Annotated in this window: 12 protein-coding genes; 3 read left to right on the forward strand and 9 right to left on the reverse strand. The window is 55.4% G+C overall.

Translation table 11 applies throughout. The annotated features are described in order from the left end of the window. Window positions 1-4: 4 nt before the first annotated feature. Both ectB and ectA read right to left on the reverse strand, forming a co-directional pair. Window positions 5-1,297, reverse strand: coding sequence for a diaminobutyrate--2-oxoglutarate transaminase (gene ectB / locus ACSHXH_RS16190; RefSeq protein ID WP_435672833.1), 1,293 nt, complete (start codon window positions 1,295-1,297; stop codon window positions 5-7). A gap of 54 nt (window positions 1,298-1,351) precedes the next feature. Continuing rightward, complete coding sequence (gene ectA, locus ACSHXH_RS16195; RefSeq protein WP_435672834.1) at window positions 1,352-1,885, reverse strand: diaminobutyrate acetyltransferase; 534 nt, start codon at window positions 1,883-1,885, stop codon at window positions 1,352-1,354. 234 nt (window positions 1,886-2,119) lie between these two features. Here ectA and ACSHXH_RS16200 point away from each other — a divergent pair, with 234 nt between their 5' ends. Continuing rightward, window positions 2,120-2,623 (forward strand): MarR family winged helix-turn-helix transcriptional regulator, encoded by a 504-nt coding sequence (locus ACSHXH_RS16200; protein ID WP_435672835.1) that lies wholly within the window; start codon window positions 2,120-2,122, stop codon window positions 2,621-2,623. Between the two features lie 37 nt (window positions 2,624-2,660). On the opposite strand, the gene ACSHXH_RS16205 is transcribed toward ACSHXH_RS16200, so the two are convergent. The 7 genes from ACSHXH_RS16205 to ACSHXH_RS16235 all read right to left on the reverse strand — a co-directional run bounded on the left by ACSHXH_RS16205 (window position 2,661) and on the right by ACSHXH_RS16235 (window position 10,575). Next, complete coding sequence (locus ACSHXH_RS16205) at window positions 2,661-3,044, reverse strand: Na+/H+ antiporter subunit G (protein ID WP_435672836.1); 384 nt, start codon at window positions 3,042-3,044, stop codon at window positions 2,661-2,663. Between the two features lie 7 nt (window positions 3,045-3,051). Beyond that, window positions 3,052-3,321: a K+/H+ antiporter subunit F gene (locus tag ACSHXH_RS16210; protein ID WP_435672837.1), complete on the reverse strand. Its 270-nt coding sequence runs from the start codon at window positions 3,319-3,321 to the stop codon at window positions 3,052-3,054. Beyond that, a complete protein-coding gene (locus ACSHXH_RS16215; protein WP_435672838.1) occupies window positions 3,318-3,809 on the reverse strand; it encodes a Na+/H+ antiporter subunit E in 492 nt (163 codons plus the stop codon). Before ACSHXH_RS16215 ends, ACSHXH_RS16210 begins: the two co-directional genes overlap by 4 nt. Then, window positions 3,806-5,350: a monovalent cation/H+ antiporter subunit D gene (locus ACSHXH_RS16220; RefSeq protein ID WP_435672854.1), complete on the reverse strand. Its 1,545-nt coding sequence runs from the start codon at window positions 5,348-5,350 to the stop codon at window positions 3,806-3,808. Before ACSHXH_RS16220 ends, ACSHXH_RS16215 begins: the two co-directional genes overlap by 4 nt. Next, entirely contained in the window at window positions 5,347-5,700 is a 354-nt protein-coding gene (locus tag ACSHXH_RS16225) for a Na+/H+ antiporter subunit C (RefSeq protein WP_435672839.1), read from the reverse strand. Before ACSHXH_RS16225 ends, ACSHXH_RS16220 begins: the two co-directional genes overlap by 4 nt. Before the next feature lies 1 nt (window position 5,701). After that, window positions 5,702-8,566: a monovalent cation/H+ antiporter subunit A gene (locus ACSHXH_RS16230; protein ID WP_435672840.1), complete on the reverse strand. Its 2,865-nt coding sequence runs from the start codon at window positions 8,564-8,566 to the stop codon at window positions 5,702-5,704. Between the two features lie 188 nt (window positions 8,567-8,754). Then, window positions 8,755-10,575, reverse strand: a complete 1,821-nt coding sequence (locus ACSHXH_RS16235) for a polysaccharide biosynthesis protein (protein ID WP_435672841.1) — start codon at window positions 10,573-10,575, stop codon at window positions 8,755-8,757. A 441-nt stretch (window positions 10,576-11,016) separates the two neighbouring features. On the opposite strand from ACSHXH_RS16235, the gene ACSHXH_RS16240 reads away from it, so the two are divergent. Both ACSHXH_RS16240 and ACSHXH_RS16245 read left to right on the forward strand, forming a co-directional pair. Continuing rightward, complete coding sequence (locus ACSHXH_RS16240) at window positions 11,017-13,116, forward strand: YjbH domain-containing protein (RefSeq protein ID WP_435672842.1); 2,100 nt, start codon at window positions 11,017-11,019, stop codon at window positions 13,114-13,116. Then, the gene (locus ACSHXH_RS16245) at window positions 13,113-13,706 is read left to right on the forward strand and encodes a YjbF family lipoprotein (RefSeq protein WP_435672843.1); all 594 of its coding nucleotides are present in this window, start codon (window positions 13,113-13,115) and stop codon (window positions 13,704-13,706) included. The genes ACSHXH_RS16240 and ACSHXH_RS16245 overlap by 4 nt, the downstream gene beginning before the upstream one ends. The last annotated feature ends 38 nt before the right edge of the window (window positions 13,707-13,744 follow it).

Raw genomic sequence — 13,744 nt, forward strand, 5'->3', positions numbered from 1 at the left:
CCGCTTACTCCGCCGCGATTTTGTTAGGTGCTGACAATACGTCATTGGCCGCGTCCAGCAGGATGTTGAACCCTTTGCGCAAGGTCGCTTTCGGGGTGGTCAACGGGGCAAGTACCTTGATCACCTGATCTTCACTGCCCGAGGTCTCGATGATGAGGCCCTTGTCATAGGCGTGGGCGCAAATCTCTCCGGCAAGATCACCCAAGCCGACATCGACCCCCTGCATCAGGCCCCGCCCCTTGAGATACGCGCCCGGAACCATGGCGGCGAGATCGGCCAGTTTGGTGGTGATCATCAGGGCTTTGTCAGACAGGTCTTTCTGGAACGTGTCATCGGCCCAGAATTTTTCGATCGCCACTTTCGCGGTGATGAACGCGTGGGTGTTGCCTCGGAAAGTGCCGTTGTGTTCGGCGGGACCGAAGACATCAAATTCAGGACGTACCAGAAGCATCGCCATAGGCAGGCCAAACCCGGAAACGGATTTCGCCAGTGTCACGATGTCGGGCGTGACGCCCATGGTTTCGAACGAAAAAAATGTCCCGCAGCGGCCGCAACCGGCCTGAATGTCGTCAATGATCAGCAGCGCACCATGGTCTTTGGCCAGCTTGGCAATCCGCTTGATCCATTCGGGGCTGGCCGCGTTCAGGCCGCCTTCGCCTTGTACAGTTTCCAGCAGGATCGCGGCAGGCGCATCGATACCGCCGGATTTGTCTGTCAGCATGGCATCAAGAAAGTCCGCCGTGTCGGTTTCTCCGGGGAAGAACCCGTCAAACGGCATCCGCGTCACACCATTGAGCGGCATGCCGGCGCCACCCCGATGATAGCTGTTGCCGGTTGCCGACAACGCGCCAGAGGTCACGCCGTGGAACCCGTTGGTAAAAGCGATGATGTTGGTGCGGCCCGTGACTTTGCGGGCAATCTTCATCGCCGCCTCAACTGCATTGGCCCCGGTGGGCCCGGTGAACATGACCCGGTGGTCCATATTGCGCGGCTCAAGGATATGTTCCTCAAAGGACTCAAGAAACGCCGCCTTTGTGTTGGTATGCAGATCCAGACCATGCGCGATGCCGTCGTTTGAGATGTGCTCGATCAGAGCGGCCTTCATGTCGGGGTCGTTGTGGCCGTAGTTCAGCGACGAACAGCCTGCAAGAAAGTCGATATATGTCTTGCCTGTGTCATCGGTGATTTCCGATCCGCTGGCTGTGGTGAAGGTCGCGGGCATTCCCCGGCAATACGAGCGGGCTGCGCTTTCGCGGCGTTCAAAGATGGAGTCGACATGTGTCATGTCCTTGGGCATCAGATGTCCTTTCAAGGAATTGGTTTTGAATTTTGGACGAAAAGGCGCGTCCGATCAGGCTGCGCGCTTGATATCGCCAGCCGCAGGTAGCGTGATCGACACCATGTGTTCGGTGTCGTGACGCCCTTCAAAATGGGTGTCGCGCTTGAAATGGGGTGCATCGGTGAGGGTGCCGCCGATAGACCGGGCAAATCCGCGAAACAGCCCCCATGAGGCGGCGTTGTCGCGGGTGATCGTCGTCTTGAGAAGGGTCGCACCCTCGGACGCGTCGCGTTCGATCAGGTGCCGCAACATTTTCTTGCCCAACCCCATGCCGCGCGCTGTTTCGCCAACAGCGACCTGCCAGATGAACAGCGCATCCTGATCCGGGATCATGTGCCCGGAAATCCAGCCGACAACGTCACCGTCAAGTTCGGCAAGGACACAAGTGTCCCGAAAGTGATCTGCCTGAACAAGGTTACAATACATCGAGTTTTCATCGAGGGGCTTGCAGGATTTTACAAGTTCCCAAATCGCGGCCCCGTCTGTCGCATTCGGTTTGCGAAGACGGGGCGTGCGCGTTCGAGGAATGTCGCTGTTCGGTGGCATTGGCCTTGGTCCTTAATTAGTTCGTCTAACTAAGTAGTGTAGATTGTCAGATTTTTCAACATCTAAGTCATTAATCGACTCAGATTCAATTTAGACACTATATATTGTGTATTTTGTTGACGTATGCGGCATGGCATGCGCTTGTAATCCATCCAAATCAGTTAGGGTAACAAACTGTTAATCACACCTTCCGTAGATTGAAGCCAGCTCGGGTTTCATGCGATGTTGCTCGTCATGACTGCTGACTCGAACTCCCGCATGGATGACAGCCTGATTGCGCTTCGGCGCATTCTGCGGGCGACCGAGCTTTACGCACGCGACCTTGCCCATGCCGTTGGCTTAACGCCTGCGCAACTCCGGGTGCTGCAAATTGTCGACGAGCGCGACAGCGTCACGCCCAAAGCGCTTTCCACCCAGATGGGGGTTAGTCAGGCAACGGTGTCGGCGCTTGTCGACAAGCTTGTCGCGCAAGGACTGGTGGAGCGTGTGCCTTCCATTCAGGATCGGCGTCAGATCAATGTCACAGTGACCGTGGACGGGCGCGCCCGGATGGAGCGCGCGCCAGATGCATTGCAACAACGCTATGCGCGGGCGTTTCTGGGACTCGCAGAGTGGGAACAGGCGCAGCTTGTGGCTACGTTAGAGCGTGTGGCGGATATGCTTGACGCTCAGGGGTTGGATGCGTCGCCTGTTTTGACAACTGGCGAGATTACCAAAGCCGAGAAGAAGCCTGTTTAGGCTGCGTGGCCGGTACAATACCTTCCACCCACCCGTGTTACAGGTCTTTGGCGTCTGGCATTGTCTCGGGGGGTTCATCGTAAACCGACCACCCAAAAGCGGTTGCGCTTGGTGGCAGATCTTCGCTTCTGACGTTTTGGGCAAGATACGCTTTTGCGATGAAATTTGCAGTGATTGGGGCCGTGAGAAACAGGAACAGCGACACCAGCAGCTCGTGCACGGACACATGCCCAGTCTCGGCGTAGAAGTAGACAAGCGACGCAAGGATCACACCACCAACCCCAAGTGTGGTTGCTTTTGTTGGTGCGTGCAGCCGTTGCAGGCTATTTTTGAGTTTGACCAAGCCGTAAGATCCAACAAATCCAAAGACGCCGCTCATGATCAGGAAGATCGAAATCAAGAGTTCGGTTAAAATGTGCATTCTGGTCTCACTCGATGATGTCGCCGCGCAGGATAAAGCGGCAATAGGCGACGGTTGAGACAAAGCCGACCATGGCGATGAGCATTGCGGCCTCAAAGTAAATCGAGGTACCACGCCAGATTCCATAGAGAACCAAAAGCGCGATTACGTTGATGACCATTGTGTCGAGCGCAAGAATGCGGTCTGCGGCGTCGGGGCCTCTGGCGATGCGCCACAGGTCAAGCAACAGCGCGACTCCATAACATCCGGCGGCAAAAAGAAGGGCATATTCGATCATGGAAAAATCTCCTTCAGGCGAGCCTCGTACCGGGTTTTGATCTCGTCGCGCACCGCGTCAGGATCATCGGTGTGCAGGCAATGCACAAGGATCGATGTGCAATCCGCGGACAGCATGGCCGACACAGTGCCCGGCGTCATGGTGATGGTGCCTGCAAGAACGGTGATAGCTTCGGCGGATTTCAGGTCGATTGGAATTGGAATCCAGTGCGATGTGATGTCTTTTTCGGGCTTGAACAAGATGATCATGGCCACCTGCACATTGGCAACGATGATGTCCCAGATCACGATGAAACCGTATTCAACAATCTTGAGTGGACGACTGACGCGGGGCCGGTCGGGCCAATAGGCGGCGGTGATCATTGGCACGACCAGGCCGATCACGGACCCGAGGATCAGGTTACCCAAGGTGAACGTGTTCACCAACGCAAGCCAGACAAGCACCAATGTCAGGCTTAGGAATGGGTGCGGTACAAGCGTGCGGATCATTCTATAACCTCCTCAGCCGGAGACAGCACCGCGTTGATATATCCTGCGCGGTCAAAAAGCTGATCTGACGTCCCTTGCAGATAGGCCGAGACGGGTCCCGCGAAAGCCGCAAGGGCCGCTAAAGTCGCCAGGGCCAGCATCGTCGGGGCCAGTTGGAGCGCGGTTGCAGGACTGGCTTGGGGAGTTTCCTCTGACGTGGTCATGTTCGGTTCAGGGATCATGGATGTGGATTTCCAGAACAGCGTGCTGCCCGCGCGGGCAAACCCAACAATGGTGAGCAACGAACCAATCAGAATCGCGCTCCATGCCCAGATCATTGTTCCGGGCGCGCGCAAGGCGTCAAGGACAAGAAGTTTGCCAAGGAACCCGCTTAACGGTGGCATCCCGGCCATGGCGATGGCAGCCGCGAAAAACAGTGCAGCAAACAGCCCGTTTTGCACGGTCGGCACCTTTGCTGTCAGTCTGTCAGTGTTCCGCCGGGTGACAATAAGGTCAGCAACAAGGAACAGGCACGCCGCAGCAAAAGTGGAATGCACCATGTAATACAGCGCGGCTGCTGTGGCGTTGGGCGAAAAGGCAGCAACTGCGACAAGTAGCGTGCCCATCGACCCGATCACCGAAAACGCAATAAGCGGCATCAGGCGGCGCGCGCCCAGAACCCCGAAGGCTCCAATCGCGATCGTAATGATCGCCGCGGGAAAAAGCCACGTATCTGCGAGGTCGACGGTGCCCGGATGGTCCGGGCTAAAGGCGGTCGTGTGCACCCGTAAGATCGCATAAGCGCCAACCTTGGTCATGATTGCAAACAGCGCGGCCACGGGGGCAGGGGCATTGGCATAGGTGGCGGGCAACCAGAACTGCACCGGGAAGAGCGCGGCTTTGACCGCGAAGACGATCATCAAAAGGATCGCTGCCACTCGAACAAGTGCGGCCTCTTCTGCCGGGATCAGGGGAATTTTTGCGGCCAAGTCTGCGATGTTCAATGTTCCAGTCGACGCATAAAGCGTCCCAAGCGCGAACAGGAACAAGGTAGAGCCTGCGAGGTTCATGACCACGTATTGCAGTCCGGCCTGCATCCGTTCTTTGCCACCGGAGTGGATCATCAACCCATAAGAGGCGATCAAGAGAACCTCGAAAAAGACGAATAGGTTAAAGATGTCGCCAGTCAGGAATGCACCGCAGATACCCATAAGCTGAAACTGGAACAGCGCGTGGAAGTGTCGGCCGCGATTGTCCCAGCCGGTGGCTATGGCGTGGATCAGCACGATCAGCGCAAGGATGGATGTCAGCAGCACCATCAGCGCGGACAATTGATCCAGCACCAGCACGATACCAAAAGGCGCTGGCCAGTCGCCAAGGCGGTAGACATGGGTTTCGCCACCAGCTGCGAGCATTGCAAGGCCAATGGCAACCCCGACCAGAAGCACCGTGGCCATGACCGACGCCGCGCGGGCCAATGTGATGTCCCAGCGCATGACAAAGCCAATAAGCGGCGCAAACATCGCCGGGATGATCACGGGGAGGATGATCCAGTGCATTATGTCCGGTCCTCCGTGCTATCCGCTTCGGGATCGAGGTCGATCCTGTCGCTGCCCGCTTCGAGAAACGCGCCAAGACCGATCATCACCAGCACAGCCGTCATCCCAAACGAGATCACGATGGCTGTCAGCACCAAAGCTTGGGGTAGAGGATCTGAATAGATCGCCTCTCCGTATTTGGACAGGATCGGCGAGGCATCAATCACCAGCCGTCCGCTGGCAAAGATAAAGACGTTTACCGCATAGGACAAAAGCGCAAGTCCCAGAATGATGGGAAAGGTGCGCAGACGCAGGATCAGGTAAACGCCACCTGCGGTCAGAACCCCAATACTGCTGGCTACAAGGATTTCCATGTCAGGTCTCTGCCTTTCCAGCCGGGGAAGGCTCTGATCCGGGATCGAAATCCATAGGCGCTGCGTTCACTGTCCCTCCGGCAGAGCGCGCGATGCGCGACAGGCTATAGAGCATGAGCATCACGGCCCCAAGCACGGTGAGAAACACTCCCAGATCAAAAAGCATGGCTGTGGCCAGTTCAAATTCTTCGATCGGGGGCAGATGCACATAGGTGAATGCGCTGGTCAGGAACGGTTTGCCCGCAAGCCAAGCGCCCGCGCCGGTCAGCCCCGCAATCACCACGCCAAGGCCAATCATGGTGTGGTATTCGATTTTCTTGCGCTCCTGTGTCCAGGCAAAGCCCGAGGCCATGTATTGCATCAGAAGCGCGATCGCGATCACAAGCCCTGCCACAAACCCGCCTCCGGGTTCATTGTGGCCGCGCAGGAAGATGTAAATGCCAACCACAACCGCAATGGGCATCAGAACGCGGGTCACAACAACCATCATCATCGGATGGCGGTCGCGGGATAGGTCGTCGGAATAATCGGTGTTCTTCAAGCGGCGCCCAGCCGGCCCATCAAGAAGCGCGTGCATGAGCGCATAGATCACAAGGCCTGCAATCCCCAGAACGATGATTTCCCCATAGGTATCATAGCCCCGGAAATCGACGAGGATCACGTTGACCACGTTCGTTCCGCCGCCGCCCTCGTAACTGTTGGCGATGTGGTAATCCGAGATGGTGTCAATGTCGCGCATCAAGAACGCATAAGCCAGCGATCCGACGCCAACCCCTGCGGTCAACGCAACAGCACCATCGCGCAGTTTGCGCAAGGTGGAGCTTTCTCTTGGGGTGGTTTTGGGCAGGAAATGCAGCGCCAGAAGCAGAAGCATGATCGTCACCGTCTCTACCGAGACTTGGGTCAAGGCCAGGTCCGGGGCAGAAAGATAGACAAATCCGGCCGAGATCGACAGGCCAATGATCCCGATCAAAATAAGCGCACGGAACCGGTGATGGTGCATCGTGACCACGGACAGCGTGGCAACAACCAGCATCACCCAGCCCACGGCGATCACAGGGGGAACGGGCAACAGTTCGCGCGTCGGCGCGGACAGGCCACTGCCGGAATAGGCAATCCACCCCATGACGACCGAGGTCACTGTAAAGATTGCAAGATAGCGGCTGATGGCTCCGTTATGGCCTAACTCGGTGATCCAGCGCGTTGCCGTGACCAGCGCCGCGACAAGACGATCAAAGATCGCCTTGGCCTCGGGGCGGGGGGCTTTGATCCAAGCGCCGTCCAGTGGCGGGTGCAGCATCAGCAGAGCAAACCCGCCGCCGACTGCGATCACCGACATCCACAGGGCAGGGGTTACGCCATGCCAGATCTTCAGATGCGGATGCAGATCCGCCCCGGTCACCGCATTGGCTGCCGCTGTCACGATACCTTCGGCCAGAAACGGCATGGTCCCGATCAGGATCACCAGCGTGACAAGCAAGGCAGGCGCGGCCCACATGCCAAAGGGTGGATCATGCGGCTTTGACGGGTAGTCGTCGCGCACCGGGCCCAAGAAGACATGAGAGATGAAGCGGAAGGAATAAGCCACTGACAGCAATGCGCCCAATGTGGCGGCGATCGGCACCGCGTAATGACTGCCAAACCAATCGGTGTGGGATGCTTCCTCAAGCATCATTTCCTTGGACAGGAACCCGTTGAACAGCGGTATCCCCGCCATGGAGAGTGCTGCAACGGTACCAATGACAAAGGTGATCGGCATCAGATGTCGCAACCCGCCAAGACGTTTGATGTCCCGTGTGTGCGTTTCGTGGTCAATGATCCCGGCTGTCATGAAAAGCGCAGCTTTGAACGTCAGGTGGTTGATGACATGGAACATCGCCGCCACCGCCGCGGCCTGCGTTCCAAAGCCAAGGAGCATGGTCAAAAGACCCAAATGACTCACCGTCGAGAAGGCCAATAGCGATTTCAGATCGTCCTTGAACAGCGCAATCAGCGCGCCCAAAACCATGGTGATCAGACCCGTTGTGGCCACGATGTAGAACCACGCATCGGTGCCCGCGAGGACCGGCCACATCCGCGCCATGAGGAACACGCCCGCTTTGACCATCGTGGCGGAATGCAGATAGGCTGACACGGGTGTCGGGGCGGCCATTGCATGCGGAAGCCAAAAATGGAAAGGGAACTGAGCCGATTTGGTGAAGGCCCCCAGCAGGATCAGGATCAGCGCAGGCATGTACCAGTCTGATGCTCTGATCTGATCACCCGCTTGCAGGATGTCCGTGAGGTTGTAGCTGCCCACGATATTGCCCAGGATCAACATCCCTCCAATCATCGCAAGACCACCTGCGCCGGTAACAGCAAGCGCCATGCGCGCGCCTTGTCGACCTTCGGGGAGGTGTTTCCAATAGCCGATCAGCAGGAAAGATGACAGCGAGGTCAGCTCCCAAAAAATCAGCAAAAGCAGGATATTATCGGATAGAACAATCCCTAGCATCGCGCCCTGAAAGAGTAGGAGATACGTGTAGAATTGCCCCATCGGATCGTCGCCCGACAGATAGAACCGGGCGTAAAGTGTGACCAACAGACCCACACCCGTGATCATGCAAGCAAACAATAGTCCAAGCCCGTCAAGGAAGAATGACGCTGATAGCCCAAGCTGTGGCAACCATGCGATTTCGACCTGAATGACTTCGCCGCGCAACACTGCGGGTGCAAGGATCAACAGCATGATCAGCGCCAGAGCCGTTGGCACCGCCGTAAACCACGCGCATGCTGTCCGTCCGGCGCGTATCATGACGCCCGGAACCAGCGCGCCCACAAACGGCAGGAGCGCGATGATGATAAGTAACTGTCCCTCGAGGCTCATTTTCTGGCCTTATGTCTTTCGTTCCTGCCTTGGATAACGAGACGCGACGGAAGTGTAAAACACAGGTTGCGCTTCTTCACAGGACCGTTTGCCGCGTTGGGGTTTTTAGTAACAGGCCTTTTGGGACTTGCATGGGTGCATGTGGTTGACCGCATTAATGCTGGCGCAAGTTCTTCGTCAAGAACGCACTATGGCTCTTTCGAGATGGTTTTGGGTGCATGGCTATGAGTTTGCACGTTCTCCGGATTATACCCGAGGGGCAATTCCTTCAAAATTTCGACGACGCGTGCGAGATCGAAGGCAACGCAGGCTGTGTGCAGATGATCCAATTCCAGAAGGAGCTGCTTCTTTGACAGCTTTGCCTCTGATGCGGTCATGATGCGGGGGTGTTCGGTTGGCTGAGCATCCTCGCCGACGATGAGTTCTTCATAGAGCTTTTCGCCTTTGCGCAGGCCAGTGAAACAGATTGCGATGGTGCCCTCATTAGACGTTTCGTGAAGGCTTTCTTGCGCGAAGTAGGGGAGAAGCCCATGAAGCTTGGCCATGCTCACCGCTAGGTCTGCGATTTTTACGGGCTTGCCCATGTCGAGAACGAACACATCTCCGCCTTTGGCCATGGCCCCGGCTTGAATAACCAGTTGAGCGGCCTCTGGGATCGTCATGAAAAAACGATTTATGTCGGGGTGGGTGACTGTGATCGGTCCGCCTTGCGCAATTTGGCTTTTGAAGTGCGGAATGACTGAGCCGGAAGACCCCAGAACATTTCCAAAGCGCACCATTGAGAAATTGGTTGTGGTGGCGTCGTCTGCAAACGCCTGGCATATCAATTCTGCGACGCGCTTTGTAGCACCCATGACATTTGAGGGGCGCACAGCTTTGTCTGTTGAGATGAGAATAAAGCTCTCAACCCCCAGATTTATGGCGGCCTCTGCAAGCGTCAGAGTGCCAAAGACATTGTTTCTGACGCCTTCGATGATGTTGTCTTCAATCAAGGGTACATGCTTGTACGCCGCCGCATGGTAGACCGTCTGAACTTGAAACGACCTCAGAGTCGTTTCCAAACGGCGCGCATTCTGGACCGAGCCCAAGACTGTGAAAATGTTAGTGGGGAAACCGATCTTTTTCGTGCTTTCAACCAGCTCTTTATCTATGGAATAAAGCCCGAGCTCTGACACATCAAAAAGTATGAGGGTCTCCGGCCCGTGCTCAAGGATTTGGCGACAAAGCTCTCCTCCGATTGATCCGCCAGCACCCGTCACCAATACGTTTTTGCCGGAAATATTCTTTTTCATCAGGGACGGATTTGGCGCGACCGGATCCCGCCCAAGCAAGTCTTCCGGACTGACTTTGCGCAGCTCGGACAATTGTGCGTTGCCGCTGATAATGTCCGACATTGATGGGACTGTTTTGACCTGAACTCCAAGCTCGGCAAGCTCTGAAATGATATCACGACGGCGTTCACGATTGAGTTGTGGCATCGCCAACAATACAGTCTTTACGTCCAAGGCTTTAGTGAGCGTAGCAAGCCTGTCGGGGTGGCTGACCAAACAGCCACCAATCGTCAGGCCTTGAATTTTTTTATCGTCATCTACGAATGCGACAGGCGCATAGTCGCGCCCTTGAAAAAGGGATGATGACAGTTCAATTCCAGCATCACCAGCACCATAGATTATAACACGCGTTTTTGCCGCTTGATCGGGTTTTCTAAAGTACTGGCGGGCAAAAAACCGAACGCTACCAACCGATAAAAACAAAAGCGCCGCGTAGATAAAGGGAACGGAACGGGGTATCCCGGCAGACGTCAAACTGCTTACGAAAAATAACGTGGCCGCAGCGATCAGGACACCTTTCGCGATCGATGCCAGTATTTGGTGGGTCACGAATCGGACGAGAGACCTGTACACTCCAAAACGCCAGAACGCGGCGATGGCGGCAATGGCTGATACGCCCAAGGGAGGCCATACCGCACCGTTGCCCACGAAGATGATGCTTTCCAAGCGAATTGCCATTGCAGCAACGAAGCAAACGAAAATGAGCAAAAGATCAGCCGCTATCTGCAGCGTAACTTTCCCATTTCGGCCCAGATCGGATATATCTTTGATTCTAAATGACACTGGTGTCTATTCGCTTATAAACACGTGTCATGGTAGGGGGAAAATCTACCCTGATGGCCACGCTCGAGGCTCATGGCATTGAGCGCCAAACAACCCCTTAAAATTGCTGCACAAAGCTGATGGCGCAATTCAAGCTCCGAGAATCCAAAAAAGCGAATTTCAACAGCCAATTCAAGCATCTTTGTATCTGCGAAAATGACCGAAGTAACGATGTTGGATGACCCATAGAAGGACAGTGATCAGTTTGCAACGGATGATCCCAACTGGCTCAGATTGCACGTGAAACGGTTACGCTTGATTCTGGCATCCGCTAGACCCGTTACAACGGAGGTGGCCATGCGATATTTGATCCGAACACTTGTGGTCTTGTCTTCAGCAACTGCTTTGGTTGGTCAGCCATTGGCGGATCAACTTGCTGGCTACAACACGTATGGCTTTCCGGGCGTTATCGAAATGCCCTCGGCGAAAAGTCGCCCAGACGCAGAGCTTGCGTTTTCGGCAAGCTATTTCAAAAATCAAACAAGAAATACGCTTACTTTTCAGATCACTCCGCGTATGTCCGGTAGCTTTCGATATACAAACATTGACGATTTTCGCCGCGAAGGGAATGAAACCTTCGATCGCAGCTTTTCACTGCATTACAGGTTCATAGACGAAAACCCGAACTCTTGGCGGCCTGCAGTTGCTGTTGGACTAAACGACTTTCTGGGCACTGGGCTTTACTCGTCCGAATACTTGGTTGCGACGAAAACACTCGGAGCCGGCGTTCGGGTGACGGGGGGGATCGGATGGGGACGTCTGGCTGGGGTAGGCGGCTTTGACAATCCGCTTGGTGTGCTGAACGACGGCTTTGACACCCGGCCAGCGCGTGACGTTGAGCAAGGTGGCAATGTCGAATCTGACCAGTTTTTTCGTGGCGATGCGGCATTTTTTGGCGGAATCGAATGGCAGGCAACCGACAAGTTGAGCTTTGCTGCTGAGTATTCGTCTGATGCGTATGACATTGAAGACGGCGTTACTTTTGACCGGAAATCACCGTACAACTTTGGTGTAAAATACGCGTACCGTCCGTATCTCGTGTTTGGGGCCAATTATCTTTACGGTTCAGAGATCGGGGTTCAGGCGACATTTATCACCAACCCCAAAACACTTCGGAATGCGCAGGGCACGGACCGTGCACCGCTTCCCGTCATACCGCGTCAGAGCGCGCGATCCTTGGGTTGGAGTGTGGAAGCGGTTGGCGAAACCCGCGTGCAGAATGCTGTGCAAAGCGCCATGGTGGAGTCCGGCCTTGTCTTGCACGGCTTTCAAGTGTCAGGCCGCAGTTTGCGCGTAGAAGTTGAAAGTGCGGCTTACGCGAATACAGCACAGGTCATTGGCCGAACTGCGCGCGCACTGACCAATGCGGTTCCGACAGGTGTAGATACATTTACAATTGTACCCGTCGTCAAAGGGATCAGCGGTGCCGCCGTTTCAGTCCAGCGTAGCGATATGGAAGAGCTGGAATTTGATGCGGACAACAGTTGGCGTTCGTTCACACGTGCACGGTTTGAATCTGACATTGCGCCTTTGACACCCGTCGCAAGCCGCTATCCACAGTTTGATTGGCAGATCAGGCCCTATCTTTCGCCCAGCCTTTTTGATCCTGACGCGCCGCTCCGGCTGGATGTCGGTGTTGAAGTCGCAGCCCAGTATCAACCTGCACCGGGCTTTGAATTTAGAGGTGCCGTCCGCAAAAAGCTTTTGGGCAACCTCGATGAAAGCACGCGGGAATCAACGTCTGTGCTTGAACGCGTCCGTTCGGAAGCCAACATTTACGAACGCGAAGGGGATCCAGCGATCACGGAGCTTGTCGGGGCATATTATTTTAAACCGGGCGAAAACTTGTATGGTCGCGTGACCGCTGGCTATTTGGAACCAATGTTTGGCGGCCTTTCATCCGAGCTTCTTTGGAAGCCTGTTGATAGTCAATTCGCTGTTGGTGCCGAGCTAAACTACGTTAAACAGCGCGATTTTGATCAGCTTTTCGGGTTCCGTGACTATGAAGTCGCTACCGGTCATGTTTCTGGATACTGGGACATGGGCAATGGGTTCCACTCACAAGTGGATGCTGGGCGCTATCTGGCTGGTGATTGGGGAACAACGGTTTCGCTGGACCGCGAGTTCAAAAATGGCTGGAAGGTCGGTGCCTTTGCCACGCTCACGGATGTGAGCTTTGATGACTTTGGCGAAGGGTCGTTCGACAAAGGCATCCGTTTTGAGATACCAATCGCAACAATTTCGGGGCAGCAGAATTCGCAAAGCCTGAACTACACGGTTCGTCCCGTGCTACGAGACGGCGGTGCCCGCTTGAATGTCTCAGACCGCCTTTATGAGACCGTGCGTGATCTGCATACACCGCAATTGAGCGATGGCTGGGGGCGTTTCTGGAAATGATGCGGTTTGCGTTCCTCATAGTTGCGCTTTGCAGCGTTGCAGGCTGTGCACAGGTGGCTCAACTTGTTCCGGGGCGTGGGGGTGAAGTCATTATTCCGGGAACTGACGCGCCAACTCTTAGCCTTTTCTTTCCGTCCTTGCAGGCCCAAACCATCGCCACGCCGGTGGCACAAAATGATGGTGTTGTAACGTGGCTCTCTGTCGAGGACAGGGCGGTGTCGTTCCGGAATGGTGTTGTCGTTTCAACTCGCGGCTTGGGCGATGACCTGATGGGCGCAGATGTTGGTGCGAGCCTTGCTGCACTTGGTGGTGGGGCAGGGGAATGGGCCCCTCGTGTGCATGGATACATGAGCCCGGAGTACCAAAGCGTGTTCATGGCGTTTCAATGCCAGAGAACAGCCTCCAAAAGGGAGGCTGTGGCTGTTGGAACTAGCAGCATTTCAGCCAATCGAACAGATGAGTTGTGCGTGAACGATGAACGCGAAATTCAGAATATATACTGGCAAACGGGCAACGGCGTGATGGTTAAATCACGCCAGTGGATCTCACCGCGCGTTGGCTACATGGAAACCGAGCGGATTATCCGCTAACAGAATTCAGTGACCGCGTGGCGCAGAATCAAAGACCG

The sequence above is a fragment of the Marivita sp. genome (assembly GCF_051251565.1).
Classification (GTDB): Bacteria; Pseudomonadota; Alphaproteobacteria; order Rhodobacterales; family Rhodobacteraceae; genus Marivita.